General features: G+C 41.7%; 22 protein-coding genes, 1 tRNA gene and 1 other annotated feature. Of the genes, 2 read left to right on the forward strand and 21 right to left on the reverse strand.

Annotation, left to right across the window (positions count from 1 at the left end):
- Positions 1 to 6: 6 nt before the first annotated feature.
- The 3 genes from ilvN to ilvE all read right to left on the reverse strand — a co-directional run bounded on the left by ilvN (position 7) and on the right by ilvE (position 3,537).
- On the reverse strand, positions 7 to 525 hold the full coding sequence (gene ilvN, locus C6348_RS08185) for an acetolactate synthase small subunit (RefSeq protein WP_034661705.1): 519 nt from the start codon (positions 523 to 525) through the stop codon (positions 7 to 9).
- On the reverse strand, positions 522 to 2,246 hold the full coding sequence (ilvB, locus tag C6348_RS08190; protein WP_106042582.1) for an acetolactate synthase large subunit: 1,725 nt from the start codon (positions 2,244 to 2,246) through the stop codon (positions 522 to 524). Before ilvB ends, ilvN begins: the two co-directional genes overlap by 4 nt.
- A 121-nt stretch (positions 2,247 to 2,367) precedes the next feature.
- Positions 2,368 to 2,614 (reverse strand) — a binding site (T-box leader).
- Positions 2,615 to 2,622: 8 nt separating this feature from the next.
- Entirely contained in the window at positions 2,623 to 3,537 is a 915-nt protein-coding gene (ilvE, locus tag C6348_RS08195; RefSeq protein ID WP_003216381.1) for a branched-chain-amino-acid transaminase, read from the reverse strand.
- Between the two features lie 432 nt (positions 3,538 to 3,969).
- Between ilvE and C6348_RS08200 the strand changes: the two genes are divergently transcribed.
- Positions 3,970 to 5,013 (forward strand): lactonase family protein, encoded by a 1,044-nt coding sequence (locus C6348_RS08200; protein WP_106042584.1) that lies wholly within the window; start codon positions 3,970 to 3,972, stop codon positions 5,011 to 5,013.
- Positions 5,014 to 5,092: 79 nt separating this feature from the next.
- On the opposite strand, the gene C6348_RS08205 is transcribed toward C6348_RS08200, so the two are convergent.
- The 9 genes from C6348_RS08205 to C6348_RS08245 all read right to left on the reverse strand — a co-directional run bounded on the left by C6348_RS08205 (position 5,093) and on the right by C6348_RS08245 (position 11,929).
- Positions 5,093 to 5,515, reverse strand: coding sequence for a YkvA family protein (locus tag C6348_RS08205; RefSeq protein WP_034661711.1), 423 nt, complete (start codon positions 5,513 to 5,515; stop codon positions 5,093 to 5,095).
- A gap of 95 nt (positions 5,516 to 5,610) precedes the next feature.
- The gene (dltD, locus tag C6348_RS08210) at positions 5,611 to 6,777 is read right to left on the reverse strand and encodes a D-alanyl-lipoteichoic acid biosynthesis protein DltD (RefSeq protein ID WP_106042586.1); all 1,167 of its coding nucleotides are present in this window, start codon (positions 6,775 to 6,777) and stop codon (positions 5,611 to 5,613) included.
- Entirely contained in the window at positions 6,777 to 7,013 is a 237-nt protein-coding gene (dltC, locus tag C6348_RS08215) for a D-alanine--poly(phosphoribitol) ligase subunit 2 (protein ID WP_024423191.1), read from the reverse strand. Before dltC ends, dltD begins: the two co-directional genes overlap by 1 nt.
- 21 nt (positions 7,014 to 7,034) lie before the next feature.
- Positions 7,035 to 8,219 carry a D-alanyl-lipoteichoic acid biosynthesis protein DltB gene (gene dltB, locus C6348_RS08220; protein ID WP_106031219.1) on the reverse strand — a complete coding sequence of 395 codons (1,185 nt, stop codon included), beginning with the start codon at positions 8,217 to 8,219 and terminating at the stop codon, positions 7,035 to 7,037.
- Positions 8,216 to 9,721: a D-alanine--poly(phosphoribitol) ligase subunit DltA gene (gene dltA / locus C6348_RS08225; RefSeq protein WP_106042588.1), complete on the reverse strand. Its 1,506-nt coding sequence runs from the start codon at positions 9,719 to 9,721 to the stop codon at positions 8,216 to 8,218. The genes dltB and dltA overlap by 4 nt, the downstream gene beginning before the upstream one ends.
- Before the next feature lie 14 nt (positions 9,722 to 9,735).
- Positions 9,736 to 9,885 carry a teichoic acid D-Ala incorporation-associated protein DltX gene (locus tag C6348_RS08230; RefSeq protein WP_024427820.1) on the reverse strand — a complete coding sequence of 50 codons (150 nt, stop codon included), beginning with the start codon at positions 9,883 to 9,885 and terminating at the stop codon, positions 9,736 to 9,738.
- Between the two features lie 254 nt (positions 9,886 to 10,139).
- The gene (locus tag C6348_RS08235) at positions 10,140 to 11,420 is read right to left on the reverse strand and encodes a Kelch repeat-containing protein (RefSeq protein WP_106042590.1); all 1,281 of its coding nucleotides are present in this window, start codon (positions 11,418 to 11,420) and stop codon (positions 10,140 to 10,142) included.
- 211 nt (positions 11,421 to 11,631) lie between these two features.
- Positions 11,632 to 11,751 carry a DUF4241 domain-containing protein gene (locus C6348_RS08240; protein ID WP_316250398.1) on the reverse strand — a complete coding sequence of 40 codons (120 nt, stop codon included), beginning with the start codon at positions 11,749 to 11,751 and terminating at the stop codon, positions 11,632 to 11,634.
- Positions 11,752 to 11,755: 4 nt separating this feature from the next.
- Entirely contained in the window at positions 11,756 to 11,929 is a 174-nt protein-coding gene (locus tag C6348_RS08245) for a hypothetical protein (RefSeq protein WP_223251544.1), read from the reverse strand.
- A 200-nt stretch (positions 11,930 to 12,129) separates the two neighbouring features.
- On the opposite strand from C6348_RS08245, the gene C6348_RS08250 reads away from it, so the two are divergent.
- Positions 12,130 to 12,318 (forward strand): hypothetical protein, encoded by a 189-nt coding sequence (locus C6348_RS08250; RefSeq protein ID WP_106042595.1) that lies wholly within the window; start codon positions 12,130 to 12,132, stop codon positions 12,316 to 12,318.
- A 201-nt stretch (positions 12,319 to 12,519) separates the two neighbouring features.
- Here C6348_RS08250 and C6348_RS08255 read toward each other — a convergent pair.
- The 9 genes from C6348_RS08255 to C6348_RS08295 all read right to left on the reverse strand — a co-directional run bounded on the left by C6348_RS08255 (position 12,520) and on the right by C6348_RS08295 (position 19,072).
- Positions 12,520 to 12,593, reverse strand: a tRNA-Arg gene (locus C6348_RS08255).
- 121 nt (positions 12,594 to 12,714) lie between these two features.
- A complete protein-coding gene (locus C6348_RS08260; protein ID WP_106039626.1) occupies positions 12,715 to 13,239 on the reverse strand; it encodes a YfcE family phosphodiesterase in 525 nt (174 codons plus the stop codon).
- Positions 13,240 to 13,253: 14 nt separating this feature from the next.
- Positions 13,254 to 13,856: an XTP/dITP diphosphatase gene (locus tag C6348_RS08265; RefSeq protein WP_181185471.1), complete on the reverse strand. Its 603-nt coding sequence runs from the start codon at positions 13,854 to 13,856 to the stop codon at positions 13,254 to 13,256.
- A 10-nt stretch (positions 13,857 to 13,866) separates the two neighbouring features.
- Positions 13,867 to 14,595 (reverse strand): ribonuclease PH, encoded by a 729-nt coding sequence (gene rph / locus C6348_RS08270; protein WP_060596912.1) that lies wholly within the window; start codon positions 14,593 to 14,595, stop codon positions 13,867 to 13,869.
- A gap of 151 nt (positions 14,596 to 14,746) precedes the next feature.
- Positions 14,747 to 15,808 carry a GerMN domain-containing protein gene (locus tag C6348_RS08275; protein WP_034661739.1) on the reverse strand — a complete coding sequence of 354 codons (1,062 nt, stop codon included), beginning with the start codon at positions 15,806 to 15,808 and terminating at the stop codon, positions 14,747 to 14,749.
- A 101-nt stretch (positions 15,809 to 15,909) separates the two neighbouring features.
- A complete protein-coding gene (gene racE, locus C6348_RS08280; protein ID WP_106042597.1) occupies positions 15,910 to 16,728 on the reverse strand; it encodes a glutamate racemase in 819 nt (272 codons plus the stop codon).
- 7 nt (positions 16,729 to 16,735) lie between these two features.
- On the reverse strand, positions 16,736 to 17,176 hold the full coding sequence (locus C6348_RS08285; RefSeq protein WP_106031211.1) for a MarR family winged helix-turn-helix transcriptional regulator: 441 nt from the start codon (positions 17,174 to 17,176) through the stop codon (positions 16,736 to 16,738).
- Positions 17,177 to 17,325: 149 nt separating this feature from the next.
- Positions 17,326 to 17,550, reverse strand: a complete 225-nt coding sequence (gene gerE, locus C6348_RS08290; protein ID WP_003184172.1) for a spore germination transcription factor GerE — start codon at positions 17,548 to 17,550, stop codon at positions 17,326 to 17,328.
- Positions 17,551 to 17,755: 205 nt separating this feature from the next.
- On the reverse strand, positions 17,756 to 19,072 hold the full coding sequence (locus tag C6348_RS08295) for a CitMHS family transporter (protein ID WP_106042598.1): 1,317 nt from the start codon (positions 19,070 to 19,072) through the stop codon (positions 17,756 to 17,758).
- Positions 19,073 to 19,161 lie beyond the last annotated feature (89 nt).

Raw genomic sequence — 19,161 nt, forward strand, 5'->3', positions numbered from 1 at the left:
TTTTGTTTAGACAATTGAAATTGTTTTATTTGATTGCGGCTTTTGCTGATTATCTCTCGCAAAGGCCGTGGTGCCAGTTCTGGCGACTTCTTTAATGCCGTATGGCTTAAGTAATTCAATGAGTGCTTCAATTTTTGAAGACTCACCTGTCACCTGAATGACGACACTCTCTCTGCTTACATCTACAATAGAAGCTCTAAACGGTTCAATGACCCCTGTGATCTCCATTCTAGATGCCGGTGCAGAAACGACTTTTATCAAAGCCAGCTCTCGCTGAACGATTGATTGGTTTGTAATGTCTGTTACTTTGAGAACATCAATTTGCTTGTTCAGCTGTTTTGTCAGCTGTTCGATGTCTTTCTCTTGGTCTACATGGACGACGAACGTGATGCGTGATACATCTTGAATCTCAGAATGGCCGACCGTAATGCTTTCAATGTTGTAGTGTCTTTTGGTAAAAAGGCCAGTGATTCGGTTCAGTACGCCTGATCGATTTAATACAGTCAACACAATAATTCTTTTCAAGGTTTCACCCCCACCATCTCATGAAGTCCTTTCCCCGGTGCGACCATCGGGAATACTTTTTCATCTCTCGCTACATTGACATCGATGAAAACAGGCTCTCTAGAGGTTAACGCTTCTTCAAGCTTTTCTTTCGCCTCTTCGTCTGATGAGATTCTGATTCCTTTAATGCCATAAGCTTCAGATAATTTAACGAAGTCTGGCTGCTCTGAAAATTTAGAATATGAGTAGCGTTCTTCGTAGAAAATTTCTTGCCATTGTCTTACCATTCCAAGGCTGTGATTATTCAGAACAATCACTTTCACTGGAAGGTTCAGCTCACGGATAACGGCAAGTTCTTGCAAGGTCATTTGGAAACCTCCGTCTCCTAAAATCGCCACAACCGTTGCCTCTTGATCAGCCAGCTGAGCGCCGATGGCTGCCGGTAAACCGAAGCCCATCGTACCAAGGCCGCCAGATGTGACCCACTTATCTGCATTTTCAAATGGATAGAACTGAGCTGCCCACATTTGATGCTGTCCGACATCAGTTGCCACAATGGCTTCACCTTTTGTGAATTGATGAATGTATTCAATCAGCTTTTGAGGCTTAAAGCCCTCTGCTTCGTTTTCAACGTACCAGAGCGGATATTCTTCCTTCCACTCATCTAATTGGTTTTTCCATTTGTCTGATTCCCCTTGCTTCCCGTCTTGCTTGATCAGCTCTTCAAGGACTAGCTTACTGTCTCCAACAACCGGGATATGGGTATGAATGTTCTTACCAATTTCCGCCGGGTCGATATCAATGTGTGCTACCTTCGCATGTTTCGCAAAGTGATTGAGGTTGCCAGTTACCCTGTCATCAAATCTTGCACCGATTGAAATGAGCAGATCACATTGGTGAAGGGCCATATTCGCCGCATATGTGCCATGCATACCAGCCATCCCTAGAAATAGAGGATGCTTTGCTGGGAATCCGCCAAGTCCAAGCAGTGTATGAGCGACTGGGATTTGCTGCTGCTCTACATACTGCCTTAATTCTTCAGATGCTTTGCCATGAAGAACGCCAGCTCCTGCTAGAATGACTGGTTTCTTCGCTCTGCTTACAGCTTCTACTAATTTGCGAATTTGCAAATAGTTCGGCTCGACTTTTGGCTGATAACCAGGTAAATCAATTGGCTGATCGTATTCAAACGTTCCTTCAATGCCTGCCACATCTTTTGGAATATCAATCAAGACTGGACCAGGTCTGCCTGTTGTTGCGATGTGGAACGCCTCTTTAATGACACCCGGTAATTCCTCTAGATTTCTTACTTGGTAGCTGTGCTTTGTGATTGGCATTGTGATGCCGAGCACATCTGCTTCCTGGAAAGCATCCGATCCAATGACTGAGGTTGCCACCTGTCCTGTGAAGACAACAAGAGGAAGTGAATCAATCATTGCATCTGCAATTCCTGTGACAAGGTTTGTCGCTCCAGGTCCTGATGTTGCAATGACAACACCCGGTTTGCCAGATACTCTTGCGTATCCTTCTGCTGCGTGAATCGCTCCCTGCTCATGCCTTGGCAGGACATGAAATAAACCAGAATCATAAATTTTATCGTAGATCGGTAAAACCGCTCCGCCTGGATATCCGAAAATGACTTCTACTTTTTCTCTTTTGAGTGCTTCAATTAACATGAGTGCACCGTTCATCGTTTGTGGTGCTTTAGATGTTTCCGTCTCCACTTGTACATTTGTCCCCATTTGATTTCCTCCTCTTTGTCTTGCTTCAGTCAAGTCTTTTCACCCTTTTCTATTCAAGATCGAGATTTTAGACCATATAAAAAAGCCTTCTCACCCACAATGACACTACTTTTCACTAGGTCAAAGGGGCGAAAAAGCTTTGTTTTTCGCGGTACCACCCTTGTTCACGACAAAATCTGCTGCCGTCTCATGGACATCTTTCATCCATTTTGGTAACGAGTGAGCAATGTCACTCGGTCTGCCCTACTATCATTTCAAGCAGACACTCAGAGGTGAGTTCACTTTAGAAAGTAACACCGGTTTCCAGCTACCACCGGCTCTCTGTAGATACTGACTCTAAAGCTACTAGTCCTCTTCAACGTTTATCGATATCTATTTAGCTTGCGTGAATGTTTTCATCTGTAAATACGACTTTTTCTCCTTCTTCAACCACTCGCTTGCGGAATTGTTCAAGAAGTTTGTTTGTGTGGACCCCAGGTTTCCCTTCACCGATTGTACGGCCGTCAACCTTTACAACAGCGATCACTTCGGCTGCGGTTCCTGTCAGAAAAACTTCTTCTGCTGTATACACATCGTGCCTTGTGAATGGTTCTTCTTTCACTTCGTAGCCTAAGTCTTCTGCAATCTCCATGATGGCATTTCTTGTGATGCCTTCAAGAGCGCCGATATAACCTGGCGGTGTATAAAGCTTACCTTTTTTATAAATAAACACATTGTCTGCAGAACCTTCTGCCACGTACCCTTGATCATTCAGCATCAGCGCTTCACTCACACCGGCCATATGGGCTTCGATTCGGACAAGGATGTTATTCAAATAATTTAATGATTTCACTTTTGGGCTCAGTACATCGGGACGATTTCGTCTCGTCGGTACCGTTACAATATCAATACCCGTTTCATATAGGTGCTTTGGAAAGATGGCCAGCGGCTCTACAATGATCACTGTGTTGGCTCTCCCGCAGTTGTTTGGATCTAAACCAAGATCACCAGCTCCTCTTGAGACAACAAGACGAATATAGGCATCCTTTAGGCCGTTCCTTTCAACTGTATGAATCATTTTTTCCGTGAGTTCCTCAAGTGAATATGGAATGTTCAGCATAATGGATCTGGCGGAATCATACAGGCGGTCTAAATGTTCTTTCATTCGAAAGATATTTCCGTTATACACGCGTATCCCTTCGAACACACCGTCACCATATAAGAAGCCATGATCATAAACTGAAATTTTTGCATCCTCTTTTTTCACGAGTTCATCGTTTAAAAAGATCCACTGTTCCTTTTGGTCTTCCATTTTCAGTGAGCACCCTCTCTTTCAAGCAAAAAGTAGTTGAATTTTCAGACACTTTTTATTGAAGCCTCTCACGCTTGCTCTGCGTGTTTGTTTAGCTTTTGTTGAACCCATCTTACGCCGCTTTCCATACAGTGTCAACAGCATTTTTAAAATTATTAGACAATTTAGACTAATCAAAATTAAATGTATACGCTTACACCTTTGCTAGACAAGGAATGAAAAAACTTAAAATTTTTTGTATTTTTTCTTCAATTTATTTACTTTACCTGAACGCTTTTCTTTTGAGAAAACGTTTGTCATATTTTTTCACATCGTTTTTAATGAATACTGGTAGATTTCAACGCTTTTGATTTTCTTTCGGCATGCCTTTCTAAAGCGTTTTCCTATGAATTTATGATAGAATGAGAGCATCTTATAGAAGGAGGGCAATACATGGCTAACATCAGAGGTTATATCGGAACGTATACAAAAGGAGACAGTAAAGGCATTTATACTTTTACATTAAATACGGACAAGCAGCAGATCGAACAAGTAAAAGTAGCTGCTGAACTTGAAAATCCTACATATTTAACCGTCTCAGATTCTCAAAAATTTGTGTATTCTGTTGTGAAAGAAGGGTCACAGGGCGGCGTGGCTGCGTATCAAATTGATGCAGAAACCGGCACACTTCGTTTCATCAACCAAGAGCTTGCCGATGGCGCTTCTCCTTGCCACGTCAGCGTGGACAATCAAACAAAAACAGCTTTTACAGCAAACTATCATAAAGGAACAGCAGAGATGTATGAAATCGATGCTGAAAATGGCTCAGTCATCCGCACGCTGTCACAGGCGCAGCATGAAGGAACTGGACCAAACGAAGACCGTCAGGAAAAACCGCACACTCACTTTATGGGTCTGACACCAGATGAACAATTTGCAGTGGCTGTTGACCTTGGGACAGATGGCATTTATACGTATAAGAAAGAGGGCGACAAACTCGAGCTCGCTCATACATTTGAAACAAAACCAGGCACCGGTCCTCGCCATATCACATTCCATCCAACGAAACCTGTGGCATATGTGATGACAGAGCTAAGCTCAGAGGTGATTGTGCTTCGTTACTTTGAAGATGGTCATTTCGAAGAGATCCAAACGATCGCAACCATTCCAAGCGACTTTACAGAGAACAATCAGGGCAGTGCCATTCACGTCTCTTCAGACGGGCAATTTGTTTATGCAGGAAATCGCGGTCATGACAGCATTGCGATTTTTAAAGCAGACGCTGACGGCCAATTAAGTCTTGTCGAGATTGCTTCCTCTGAAGGAAACTGGCCTAGAGACTTTGTGCTTGATCCAACTGAAGAATTCCTCGTCGGTTCAAACCAAGAATCTAGCAACCTAGTGTTATACAAACGCGACAAAGAAACAGGACGACTCACTGTCTTACAATCAGACATCGCCGTTCCTCATCCAGTTTGCGTGAAATTTTTAGGATAAAGAAAAAAGCCTCCGTTTTGGGGGCTTCAGCTTGGACAAAGGGCTAAAATGAACTTTATTTTAGCCCTTTGTCTTCTTTTCAGCGTGCAGACGGCATCCCGCCATCTTCAAGCTTTTGATCAATAAGAGACGTATCGGTTTTTTCACCGAACCATTTTGACAGCCTGTCCTTCGCTTTTCCTTTCACATCATCATCAATGTACATCGCTACTTGGAGCAGAGCAAATGTGATCGCTCCTAAATCATCTGTGTAGCCCACACCAATCAATGTATCAGGGATGAGGTCAATAGGAAGGATAAAGTATCCGAGTGCCCCAATAATAAGGGTTTTTGCTTTGACAGGCACTTCGGGTTTTTGCAATGTATAGTAAAGTAATAGCACAGCATAGACAAGAGAGACACCAGCTTTTTGTGCCGTCTTTTTTAACTTTTCCCAAAAGGCATGATCATTAAAATGCTTCTTCGAACGCTTTAATAGTTCTTTTTTCTCAGAACGGTTCATCATATCGCCTCCTTCTACAGCATAGCCCTTTTCCCTTCGTTATACAAGATATCCGGCAATTCGACAAACAAAAAGCAGCAGAAAGCTGCTGCATTCTACTGCTCTTTGTAAAACTTTTCGATCGCCTTATCGATGTAGACCCATCCTTTATAAGACACATGAATTGTATCTTTAAAGAAGTAAGGATCGTATTCATGTTTAGTCAAATCTGCGACTTCATACCCGTTATCTCGAATTTGACGATTGATTTTCTCATAATACTCTGTACGCCCCTCTTTCGGGAAACCAGTATAATCATACCATTTCCCGTTGACAGGAATCGTCACAAACAAAGGCTTCGCCCCTGCCTGCTTTAAAATATCCAGCATGATTTGAAAATCTTTGTATTCTGGTGATTCCGCATAGGAGTGGCCTTCACGAGAATCCTTCATCTTTTTCATGATCGGTTTCAGCTTGCGGTCAAACAGTTTTTGATTAATATAAAACGGGTTGTTCCCTGCTTTTTCCGCACCTAAGACACTTGATTCTTTTTCAAGCTCAGTCCATGTTTTTCCTTTGACAGAAGGAGACGGATGAAGCTTACGCTCTTTCCCCGATCCAATTGTATAGTACATGTCTTTCTTTTGAAGCATGCCATAATACATTTTTGCAATAGGAGAAATCGCGCCATAAGCGAATTTGTTCCCAGAAAGCTCTGCTTTAAAAAGTTCTGTGATGACCATGTCGTTCTTTACAGCTTTAAACGTCATGATTCTCTTGATCAGCTCTTTTTTCACAGCTGGATCAATTTCTTTATTATAAGCGAGATTAAGCGCTTGAAGCGCTGAATAGTTCGGTGCAAAGTGATTCTCGTCTGAACCCCATTTCACAAACCACTGCGGGGACACGATAAACACAAGCTTCTTCCCTTTTAATTCATCCATATGCGCTGCAAAGTTCATCGCATGAATTAATGATTGCGATCCACCTTTTCCAATAAGATAAGGTGTAAACCCTTGAGGATTCTCATGAAAGAAATTCGAAGGGTGATATGGATCAAAACGTGATAGTTCAGAAGATCCATAGATCGGCAAATAAGTTGGATCTTTTAGCATTTCATCTTGTAAATAAAGCCCCTGGAACATCCCCGGATCTAATTCTGTGGCTGACTTTTGTAATTTGTCTTTTGGGATCAGATGTGAGAGCCATGCATTTGGTACAAGAAGAACACCAATGAATAGAACAGCCGCTAAAATAAGCGGCCCAAAAAAACGCTTTTTCATTACTTCATCTCTGCCAGCTGCTCAGCAATGTGATTCGGTGTATCCCACACATCACGATCGAACTCTGTAATCGGAACAGTAATTCCGAGCTGACTTTCAATTGCCATAAGCAGTTCTACTGTACCAAATGAATCTAGAAGACCTTCTTCAAAAATTGCAATCTCTGGATTTTCTTTCACAACGTCGTCCTGACAAACCTCTGCAATAATACCGTATACTTGATTTTTAAATTCCATAATTTTCTACTCCCTTAATGATTAATGATGAAATGGTTTTCCTGAAAAAATATAAAATCCGAAACAAATCACATGGAATGTAATAATGATCGACACAACCATTGTGACCTTATTATCCGGCCACCACTTGTGCTTTTTATTCCATTTCTCAAATAAATTGTAACCGGACATCACAACTGCGTGATATAGTCCGTAAATAATATATTGAAGTGCTAGACCATGCCAAGCACCCATCAATAGAAAGAGGACAAAGTACCCAATATTTGATACAGCCATACGGTTCTTGATCCACTTCTTTTTTGTCATAAAGAACACAAATCTCATAAACACGTAGTCTCTGAACCAGAAGGAGAGGGACATGTGCCAGCGATTCCAGAAGTCTTTAATGTTCCGGCTGATAAACGGTTTGTTAAAGTTTTCTGGTGATTTAATGCCCATCATATAACTCACACCAACAGCAAATGCTGTATACCCAGCGAAGTCAAAGAACAAATACATACTGTACGCATACATATACGTTAACTGTTGAACAAAGTGACTGCTGCTAATGTGATGAATATTCATGAGAATATACGTGTGAATCAGATAACCAATAATGAACTTATATAAGAAGCCGATAAAAATTTTATGAATACCAGCGTATAGAAGATCACTGTACGCTTCCTTTTCAGGCGGCGTATCCATATCCTTTTCAAACCGGCGGTAACGATCAATCGGACCTGATGAAATCGTCGGGAAAAAGACAATGAAATAGACCAAACGATGAATCGGAATTTTCTTCTTAATCAAGCCGTCTCTTGTCTCGATAATTAACTGGACACCTTTAAATGTTAGGTACGAGATTCCTAAAAAGCTCAGCCAGTTCATTGGCGGCGGTTGATGCGGCTGATGAGTTAAAAAGAACGGTAAAACCTTTGAGAGTACAAGCGGCAAAATAGATGCCACCACTGCCATATAGAAGACAGACGCTTGATTCGCCTTCAGCCGGTACGAAAGGTACAAGCGGATGATCAAGATTTGCCACACTGTAAACAAGAAGAGCAGCAATGCGCCATGTGCATCCTTTGAGAAAATAAGCGCGAGCGCCACAACCGTTGCAAACATGTTGTAGCCCTGCATTCTTTTGCCGCGAAGACCAAGAATGATCGTCGGCAAAAGAAGAACACCAATTAGAATGAAGAAAAAGAATGAACTAAACGGAATCATAGAAGAACCTCTTTCGCGATTCTTTTACGATCAACCTTCCCGTTTGGCGTCATGTACAGCTGCTCAAGATAGACAAACTTTCTTGGAATCATGTACGCAGGCAGTGAATCCGCCATTTCTTTCTTAATTGCACTTGTCAGCTGATATTCTTTTTCAAAAGAATGCGCTGCTGGAACAATGGCTGCAATTAAGTACTCCACATGACCGTTTGGCTGGAACGGCACAATCACACAAGCATTGACATAGGTTGTCTCGCTCACATGATATTCAATTTCTTCAAGCTCCATCCGGTATCCATGCAGCTTAATTTGATAGTCCAGACGGCCGTGGCACGTAATCAAACCATCCTGCGCCACACCTGCATCACCTGTACGGTAAGCAGGGCGTCCTTCGTATTCAAAGAACACTTTATCTGTTAAGGCTTGTTCACCTAAGTAGCCTCTCGTGACGCTTGGCCCTACGATGACAATTTCCCCTTTTTCACCATCAGGAAGGGTCTTGCCTTCTTCATCTAAAATGACGATATCTGTATCCGGTTTGGCGTAGCCGACTGGTAAAGAATCGTGCTGATCAAGAATCGCCTGCGTGACTTCAATCGATGTGATCGCAACAGTTGCTTCAGTCGGACCATACGTATTAAAGATCTGCGCTTTTGGAAAACGCTCAAGGAGTGCACTTGCTACAGATACAGGAAGTGCCTCTCCGCAGAACAAGAAAACTTTCAGCTCTGGTAAAAGCTCTCCTGTAAAGGAAGGGTCCATTAAGCACATTTGCACAAAGGAAGGTGTTGATGTCCACACTTCAACGTCAGATTGACCGAGTGCTGCAAACATATCCTTCGGCTTATTCACTAGATCTTTCACTAAACAGTAAAGCGTGCCGCCTGATTGAAGCGCTGGATACAAATCCATCACTGATAAGTCAAAAGAAAATGGTGCTTGATTTAAGAACGTGCGCCCCCCGCCAATTGGAAAGTCTCGGCACATCCACTCTGTAAAGCTTTCTAAATTATTGGCTGTTACCTGAACGCCTTTCGGTTTTCCGGTACTGCCAGACGTATAAATGATGTAAAAGACATCATCCTGTTGAACCCACTGCGAGGATGGCGGTGCTTCTTTTTCAAGAGCTAAAAGAGATGCCGCACTTTTCACTTCAATGTGTTCTTCTACATCTAATACATTCTGCTCATTTGCACAAATCAACAGACTGGCTTTTGAGCTTTCAATAATTGAGACGATACGCTCGGCAGGGATTGAGATGTCGACCGGAATATAAGGTCTGCCTGATTTCACACTGCCTAAGAAAGAAATCAGCATCTCTGGCTCCATATGACCGTATACAATGACAGGTGCACTGTCTGTTGCAACCGCATCGATCGCACCAGCCATTTGGTCTGATAGATGCCAAAGCTCATCATATGTGATCGAAGCATGTTGAGAAACAAATACTGGCTGTGTTGGTTTCGTTTGTTGGTATTCATGAATCGTGTGTAATAGTTTCATAGTCTAATCTCCAATTAAAAATCGTTGTAAATGAATGATCCCGTATTTGCTGTATGGAATCCGTAAATAAAGAACAATAATAGCAAAATAAGTAAGTAAAAACTTGTATATCCTATCCATTTTACAGACTTATTTTCTGATAGTTTTTTGAATAGCATATTGATAACCTCTTTTCTTTTGACACTTATAGAGACGCATGAATCATTAAAAGAGTTTCATATCAAAACATAAAAATTTTAAGAAATCATGAAAGAAAGATGTCTAATCGATAAACGTGTCTCTAGGCAAAGCTGTCTTATTGTAACAAAGATTTAATGTATTTGAAATGAAATTCCAGCTTAAATTTGCCTTAAAATTGGTGAAAGCTGTCGAATAAACACAAAAACCACCTAGTTTGCCTAGATGGCTTTGATTTCAATTACTTCTTATATTTATTGACTTCGAACATGAGAATGTTTTTGAACACCACATAATCCTTTTTACTTTCAAAGGGACCTTTGTTGTTGTCATGCTCATCAATTTCATAAAACCCTGGTCCTTCTCCGGCATCACGCTTTTTGTACCAAGATAGGAAGGCGTTGACTTCTTTCATGGAGAGGTCATACTCTTTTTGCAAACCATTGACCATTGTGATGATGAGAAGAGCATCTCCGTCTTCATCGATTGCATCGTCTTTAGGCGGTGTGGTTGGTTCTGGGTGTTTGTCGCCTGGATTTGTTGAATCATCTTTTGGTGGGGTTGCTGGATCCGGGTCTTTGTCACCGGGTGTTTCTGTGTTGTTTGGAAATTTTAGGTCTTTTAAAGATAAAGAGATAACAGATTTGTAGTTTTTGTCTGCAGTCTCTGTATAATTCAAATTATAATCTCGACCGCCTAAAAGGTATAACATATCCCCAACAACTACTGATGAAGCTCCTATACGCATATTGTGGTAAGGCACATCTATTCTAACTAATTCTTCTTGTTCAGTATCATATACAATTAAATTTCTTGGTGAACTAGCGGGAAACACCATGTTATTTTTATAAGATACACCATTCAAATAACCATTGACAAATCCTTTTTTCTTTGCAGTCCAAACTTCTTTTTTAGCGTCAAATTCAAAAACTTCATGGTTATCGTTTTGGCCAAAGATGTAAAACTTCTCATCTAATACTAGACCGATTGCTCCTTTGATTTTAACATTTAGAGGGGCTTCTTCTTTCCATGTTTGCTCAGAAAGGTCATAGCTAAAAAACTCTTTTCCACCAAATACATAAATTTTATTTCCAATAACACCCGCTTGAACGTTATATGAGCCTTTTGATTTGCTAACAAAGGGAATATCAGGTAGCGTTTCCCATTCATCATTTTTTGTATCATACACTTCGAACTTATCATAAGTAAAACCCGTATGTTTTCCAGCAAGGACATAAATTTTTGAACCTACTACTACTGATGCTGCTCCTCCTCTACCAGTAGGTATATCTTTCTTTTTAGTCCACTTATCGATAGAAGGATCATATTCTAACGTTTCATTAAACGCATTGAACCCACCAATCACATAAATTTTCCCATCCACAGCATTAGCTACAGCTCCCACTCTAGCTGTGGGCAAATCAGCTAATTGATTCCATTCATCCTTCGCCGCATGTACCATTTGAAATGACTGCGTGAATGAAAGGATTACTAGTAATATCATGACGATCCATTTTTTCAAAAATAACACTCCCTTTTCATTATCTTACTTCTTCATTATCGGAGTGTTTTTTAATTTTTATAGAATAATTGATCTTTTTAAGAGAAATTAATAGTAAAAAGGCATCAAAATTACTAAAGAAATCCGCTTAAAAAGATAAATTCTATTAAACATTGCCTGAGTCTATATACAAAGAACAATAAAAAGAACCCATGATTTCATGGGTTTCTCATCAATCCATTATTAGAAAATCCGTCACAAGGCAAGCAGGTTCTCCGTTTTCATCATCCAGCCCCCAAAAGCTTGGATACATCCCGTCACCGAAGCCTGTTGTAAACATAGCAATGTCCACCTTGTCATGCTATGTTATTAACTATTTCTTTTGAATATTTCTTAATCAATGTTTCGCTAATACTGCTTACGATATAGATCGCAATCGCTAAAATCAGCATCAACGGAAACATGCTCAACCGATCATCTGCAACATAAACAATGATAGCCACTACGATTGCCGTTAAAAAATGCTTCACCGCCTCCTCACCCCTTTGTATATATCATATACATTTTATTACACAAAAGATTCAATTGAAATAATTTCCACAAAATTAACAAGTTTCGTTTGTTCCGCTCTTAAAGTAGATTGCTATCCGACCTTATGTTGTTCGTACAATCTCTATATGCTAAAATTAACCAAAATATACATATAATGGATTAACCAGGAGGTCATTCAGTGACGCAGCAAATCAAGCCATCCAAAATGTTATTAATTACTTTACCCAGCGCTATTATTGCCCTTGTGATGATCTTAGGGAAAATTGATACACCTGTAACAAATGTTTTATTTTATATTGTGGCTTTCGGTGTTATGGGTTTAGTTGTTTCAAGCTTAATAAAGGACTACAGGAAAAAGAAAAATTAACTCCACGTTTAGGGAGCTATAGTTCCTAACTGATTGTAACCTCTCAATCCATTACTGTTGGAAGATAAATGGCCGTTAAAAATCCGCCCTCAACCCGCTCCCAAAAAACTAATTTTAAGCAAAAAACCGAACTTAAGTTTCAACAAACGAAAAAAGCTTGAAATCCTTTCATATCAAGGATTTCAAGCTTTTAATTTAGTACGTCCCAGGAGAGATTCGAACTCCCGACCGACGCCTTAGAAGGGCGTTGCTCTATCCAGCTGAGCTACTGGGACATGTTGTTATGTAGTGTTCTGTTGGTGAGTACCTCACCGACAAGATTTATTATATTACTATTGTTCTTTAAAGTCAACGGTTTTTCGAAAGTTTTTTTCATAAGGGGCAAATGCTGCACCCTTATGAAATACCTTCCAATGTGACAGTGTTTTCGAGGTCTTGTATGACCAGACCTTCGTCTGTGAAAAACTGTACGTTTGCTTCGCTTCCATCTAGTGTCAGTATCGCATAGCTGCGCTCTTTACGCATTCTTGGCAGGTGCACGCTGCCTGGGTTAATGAGCAGTTTTCCTCTTAGCAGTTCACTGCCTGGGATGTGCGAGTGGCCAAAGCAGATAATGTCTGCGCCCAGCTCTTCTGCACGGTAGTAGACTTGAAGCAAGGATTGTTTGATGCCATGCAGATGTCCGTGAGTGAGAAATAGTTTTCCGCCTCCATCAAGTGGGAGCAGGAGCTCTTCTTCAAAATCGCCCATAAAGTCACAATTTCCTTTGACGACTTTGTATCCTTCGAGTGCTGGGTGGTTCGTTTCGAGTTCTGAATCTCCGCAGTGAATCATCATGTCGACTTCAGCCGCGTGCCGTTTGGCAATGGTTTGAAGTTCGTCTGTGAGTCCATGACTGTCACTCATGATGAGTATCTTCATGGCTTCATTCCCCCTTATTCATTTGCGTCTAGCAGTGATGAAAGCTTTTGAAGCGCGACCGCTCGATGGCTGATCTTGTTTTTCTCCTCTGGTGATAACTCGGCCATCGTCTGGTCTTTGTCTTTGACGATGAAAATGGGGTCGTATCCGAAGCCGTTTTCGCCGATTGGTTCCTCTGCGATGAAGCCTTCTACTGATCCTTCTACCGTCTTTGTTTCTTTGCCCGGTATGCTGACAGCCAGGGCACATCTGAATCTGGCTGTGCGGTCTTCTTTTTCAATTCCTTGCAGTTCGCTCAGCACTTTTTCCACATTCTCAGCATCGTTTTTATGCTCACCAGCGTATCTCGCTGAATATACGCCAGGTTTTCCGCCAAGATAGTCAATCGACAAACCGGAATCGTCTGCAATGACCATTTCACCTGCTTTGGCTTGAATCGCCTCGGCTTTGATGATGGCATTTTCTTCGAAGGTTTGTCCTGTTTCTTCAATCTCTTCAGTAAAGCCGATGTCTGCTAGTGTTTTGACCGTGAATCCTTTTGGCTCAAGAATGGCTTTGAATTCTTTCGCTTTGCCCGCATTGTGCGTTGCAATGATGGCTGTTTTCATCCTGATCAAACCCTTCTTTTTATTCGATGACTTCTCCTGTCACTGCTTTTTGCTTTTCGATTAATTCTTTGATGCCCTTTTCGGCTAAATCAAGCAGTCCGTTTAGCTGTTCTCTTGAGAATGTCGCTTCTTCGCCTGTCCCTTGAAGTTCAACAAAGCGTCCAGCGCCTGTCATGATGACATTCATATCTACTTCAGCTGAAGAATCTTCTTCATAATTTAAATCTAACAGAAGACCCTGCTGAGAATCAATTCCGACGGATATCGCCGCTAAATAATCAGTGATCGGGTTTTCTTTGATAACTCCTTCTGCTCGAAGCTTTTGAATCGCAAGTGTCATGGCGACAAAAGCACCGGTAATGGATGCTGTGCGTGTTCCGCCGTCTGCTTGAATGACATCACAGTCAATCCAAATCGTGCGTTCGCCAAGCTTTTCTAAGTCAACGACTGCACGGAGTGCTCGTCCAATTAAGCGCTGAATCTCCATTGTACGTCCTGTCACTTTTCCTTTAGAAGATTCTCTCATCGTTCTTTGTGCGGTTGCTCTTGGAAGCATGCTATATTCTGCTGTAATCCAGCCTTTTCCTTCTCCTCTTAAAAAAGGAGGTACGCGGTCTTCGATGGATGCGTTACAAATCACCTTCGTATTTCCCGATGAGATTAAGACAGAGCCTTCTGGATGCTTAATGTAGCCTGCCTCTATTTCAACTTTTCTTAATTCGTCATATTGTCTTTCATCTAATCTCATGATTTACCTCCATTACGATATACATTCCGCGCGGGTGCCAGCGGGGTTCTCCTACTAACTTTGACAACCTAGGCTCGTTCTAATCGCTTGGAATAAAAAAGAGGCAGCGAATATGCATGCCTCTTTTTCTCCATTATATCAATGTGTGCCGTTAAAAACTACCTGTATTCACTTGTTCTGGTCTTGAAACCGGCTTTGTCAGCTCTGCTCCTTTTTCGTTCACAAGCTCAGCCTTGCCGTTTACCTTAACCGATACGCTTTTGACGTCCGGCAGCTCTGTTAATGTGAGCACAATGCTATCAAGAACTTTTTGTGAAATGACCTTTTTCTTTTCATCTGCACTGCCAAAAATGGATTCGTTGAAATCAAGTGTCACATGTCCGTCTTTTACTTTCGGGACATCATTCAGCTTTACATCTTGATCAAAGTCTGTGAGCAAATGGCTTTTTTTGCTTGGTCCAGAGACGAGCTCATCAATGGCTGCTGTAATCGGATCATCCTCGTCTTTTGGCGCTCTTTTGGTCACAGGAACATAGTACGTCTGTTCATCAGATTCAGCTAAGTAGTAAACCGTCACCGGCTTTGTCGATGTCATATCAGCGGCAGCCTCGTGCTGAATATTTATACCGTCTTCTCTGCTTAAATCATCGGAGATCGGTGTACCGTTCACAGGCATTTCTTTTAGTTCATGTCCATTCATTTTCAATTTGACTTTGGCGACAGAATCAAACTGCGTTAACGTCCAAGTGACAGATTGCAGGATGCGCTGTTCGTCTTCTTTTTTATAGTTTTTAAATTCATTTGAAAAATCCACTACGGCCGTTCCGTCTTTAATGTCGACAGATACGCTCGTGTCGGCCGGCAAAACAGCTCGGAACCCATTTGGCATGAGGTTAGAAATCGGTCCTCCGTCCACGAGATATTCAAGGGTTTGTTTGGCACTTCCTTCGTTTTTCGGCAGCGGAATGGATTGAGAGACGACATACCCGTTTTTATCAATTAAATATAATTCTCTCATGACTGTATCTGCCTTCTTCTCTTCTTTTCCTTCTTTGGCTGTTTGTTTATCTTCTTTATTTTCTTTCACATATGTGACGTTTTGTGGCGGGTCAATCTCTGTTTTCGCTTGGTCTGTTTGAAACAATCCGCATCCTGACAAAAGCATGGCTGACGCGATACACGTCACAGCTGCTGTAGATCCTTTTTTCAGCATACTTTACCCTCCTCTAGTAGTTTGTACTACTATGTATACGAGCTCCTCATGTGGATTAGACCCTTTTCATAAAAAAATAACCCACCTCAAGAAGAAGCGGGTTATTGCTGATAGACCTGTTCAAGTGATACGGTTTCGACCTTCCCTGGGAGGTAGCCAAACCAGTCACGAGCGATGTTTTGAAAATTTTGCTGCTGCCCTGTTGTATAAAATGTATGAACAGGTGCTTCTTGAGAAGTGTTTAACAGCCCTTTATAGGAAAGAATCGTACTGGCTTCTCTAGCTGTCTCATCCCCTGATGAAATAATGCTCACATCACTGCCCATAAAGCGCTGAATCGGCTCTTTTAAAATCGGATAGTGCGTGCAGCCAAGAATGAGCGTATCAATTCCTGTTTCTTTCATTGGTTCAAGGGAATCTTTCACGACTTCATCTGCTGTCTGATCTAAAAATGTACCGCTTTCCACAAATGGGACAAGCAGCGGACATGCCAGACTTTGAACCGCTAGTCCTGCTTTTAGGGATAGCAGTGCTTCTTTGTATGCCTCGCTTTTGATCGTATTGGCTGTACCAATGACACCAATCTGCTGATTGTTTGTCACCTTGATGGCTGTACGGGCGCCGGGCTGAATCACGCCAATGACCGGAATATCAAGCGTTGCTTTGATTTCATCTAGTGCGATCGCCGTCGCTGTGTTGCATGCGATGACGAGCATTTTAATATGGTGATGTCTTAATAAGTAGTGTGCCATTTCCCAAGTATATTGAAGAACCTCTTCTTCTTTCCGAGGGCCATACGGGCACCGTTTTGTATCGCCTACGTAAATGATTTTTTCTTTTGGCAGTTGTCTCATGATTTCCTTTGCAACGGTTAAACCGCCGACGCCGGAATCAATCACGCCGATTGGTTGATCCAACAAAATCGCCTCATTTTCTTTTCATTTGCTGCTGTAGTTTCGTTAAGGATTGGTTGAAAACGATGGCTTCTTCTTCTGAGAAAGCCCCTAGAAGTTCACTGACGTATTCTTGGCGTTTGATAATCACTTCTTGAATGATCCGCTCGCCTTCAGGTAATAAATGAATGCGAACCACGCGGCGGTCAGAAGGATCTTTTACTCGTTCAACAAGTTCACTTTTCTCCATTCGATCAATTAAGTCGGTGGTTGTACTGCAAGCCAAATACATCTTTTGTGATAGCTCACCTATTGTCATATCTCCGAATTCATAAAGCCACTGAAGCCCTACAAATTGAGGAGGTGTAATCGTATATTGATTCAGGATTTCTCTGCCTTTTTGCTTAATAATTGCAGCAATATGGCGCAATGATTTCTCAATCTCTGCTACATGGTCGAACTCATTCGTTTCCATTTCATTGATACCTCACTATAGCATCTCACTTTGATTAAAACGTACATTCCTATTTTCCTCGTTTTTCAGAGAAAATGCAAGAAGAGACTCATGGAAACCATATAGAAATAACCGGTTCCTCCCTAGTGTGGAAGGAAAACCGGCTGACTTTAGAGCTCTAGCTCACCCATACGCAGAAGCTCGACGACGGCCTGTGAACGACCTTTGACTCCTAGCTTTTGCATGGCATTCGAAATATGATTTCGAACAGTCTTTTCGCTAATAAAAAGCTCGCTTGCAATTTCTTTAGTTGTTTTATCTTGGACGAGCAATTCGAATACTTCTCTTTCTCTTTTGGTTAATAGCGGCTTGGATTGAAACTCTTTCTCCTTCAAGTATTGTAACCCTCCTTGCTAAGGTGAGAGCTCTAGTCTCTATAGAATGGGATTCTGTATAGTCGAGATATCATATGCCGGGTGCCCGAGGTAGGTGACGTTAAAATCGAGAATTCCCGCATATGAGCGTCCAATTTGTGCGCTTTTATCAGCACAAAAAAGGACGAGTCTCCTATCCGAGACATCGTCCTTTTCATACACGTATTTAAAAGATAGAAATGGCTCCTGTTAACAAAGCGATCAATGTTGTAAAAAGGGCTGTTAACACAGTCCACAGCAGTGCGTATTTTTGCAAATCGCCAATATCTTTGTTCAGCATACTGACAAGAAGCAGCGTTGAAGCCACAAGAGGGCTCAGCAAGTGAACAGGCTGTCCTATAATAGAGGCACGTGCAATCTCCACCGGATCAATTCCGTATGCTGCGCCGGCTTCAGCCAAGATTGGCAGCACTCCGAAATAGTAAGCATCATTTGAAAGAACAAATGTAAATGGCATACTCGTTAAAGCGACAATGAGTGGAAAAAATGAGCTGTAGGAATCCGGAATCATGTAAATGACCAAATTAGCAATGGACTCCACCATTTTTGTCCCCGAAAAAATGCCTGTGAAAATTCCTGCTGCAAACACAAGGGTAATGACCGTTAAGGCATTTCCTGCATGCGATAAAATTCGCTCGCGCTGATCTTCAACCTTTGGATAGTTGATCATGAGAGCGATGACAAATCCAATTAAAAAGAGAACTGGAATCGGTACGATATCTAAAACAAGTGTCGCCATCACCGCAATCGTCAAGAAGAAGTTAACCCAAATGAGGTTGGGTCTTTTCATGTCTTCTACTCCATCTTCGATTGACGCTGCCAATTCAGGGGAGATCGAGGCCTCTTCTTTGTACTGAATCTCTGCAACCCCAATTCGTTTCCGCTCTTTTTTTCCAAGCACATACGCAGTAAAAAGAATAAAAAGACCGCCTCCAACCATTGTTGGAAGTAATGGAATAAAAAATTCACCAGCATCTAATCCAAGCGCCGCGATGGCACGGGTTGCCGGACCGCCCCAAGGCGTCATTCCGCTCATAATTCCTAAAGACAATAATGAAATCGTTCCTAAAATTAACGGGTTCATCCCAATTCTTAAGAAAAGTGGCAGCATAGCTGATACGGTAATCATGTAAGTTGTTGTTCCATCACCATCTAATGCAACAAGCATAGACAAAATTGCTACCCCAAAAGCAATTTTGACAGGATCACCTTTCACAATACGTAAAATGAGTTTAATCAGAGGGTCAAATAATCCAGCATCCAGCATGACACCAAAAAATAAAATAGCAAATAACAATAAAGCAGCAGACGGCGCAACCGTTTTGAGTCCATCAAGCATCATATCCCCTAATCCACTGTAAAACCCACCGATCAATGCAAATACGATAGGTACAACGGTTAAAGCCACCACCGGATGCATACGTTTCGTCATAATAAGAAATGTAAATGTCAAGACCATCAAGATCCCTAAAATAGCTAGCACTTCATATCCCTCCATCCTCTTCTTCACATGATCTGCAAGCGCCCCTTTGCACTTGCAACCTACATGTTAGCGCTTTCTATTTCAAGGAT

It is taken from the genome of Bacillus sp. YBWC18 (genome assembly GCF_002998775.1).
Lineage (GTDB): Bacteria > Bacillota > Bacilli > Bacillales > Bacillaceae > Bacillus.

Coding starts and splice junctions, on each gene's coding strand:
- C6348_RS08205 (WP_034661711.1), bottom strand. CDS start 5,515: ATGAACCGTTCTGAGAAAAAAGAACTATTAAAGCGTTCGAAGAAGCAT.
- C6348_RS08200 (WP_106042584.1), top strand. CDS start 3,970: ATGGCTAACATCAGAGGTTATATCGGAACGTATACAAAAGGAGACAGT.
- dltD (WP_106042586.1), bottom strand. CDS start 6,777: ATGAAAAAGCGTTTTTTTGGGCCGCTTATTTTAGCGGCTGTTCTATTC.
- C6348_RS08285 (WP_106031211.1), bottom strand. CDS start 17,176: ATGGAAACGAATGAGTTCGACCATGTAGCAGAGATTGAGAAATCATTG.
- C6348_RS08260 (WP_106039626.1), bottom strand. CDS start 13,239: ATGAAGATACTCATCATGAGTGACAGTCATGGACTCACAGACGAACTT.
- C6348_RS08275 (WP_034661739.1), bottom strand. CDS start 15,808: ATGCTGAAAAAAGGATCTACAGCAGCTGTGACGTGTATCGCGTCAGCC.
- ilvE (WP_003216381.1), bottom strand. CDS start 3,537: ATGGAAGACCAAAAGGAACAGTGGATCTTTTTAAACGATGAACTCGTG.
- dltB (WP_106031219.1), bottom strand. CDS start 8,219: ATGATTCCGTTTAGTTCATTCTTTTTCTTCATTCTAATTGGTGTTCTT.
- rph (WP_060596912.1), bottom strand. CDS start 14,595: ATGAGATTAGATGAAAGACAATATGACGAATTAAGAAAAGTTGAAATA.
- ilvB (WP_106042582.1), bottom strand. CDS start 2,246: ATGGGGACAAATGTACAAGTGGAGACGGAAACATCTAAAGCACCACAA.
- dltA (WP_106042588.1), bottom strand. CDS start 9,721: ATGAAACTATTACACACGATTCATGAATACCAACAAACGAAACCAACA.
- dltC (WP_024423191.1), bottom strand. CDS start 7,013: ATGGAATTTAAAAATCAAGTATACGGTATTATTGCAGAGGTTTGTCAG.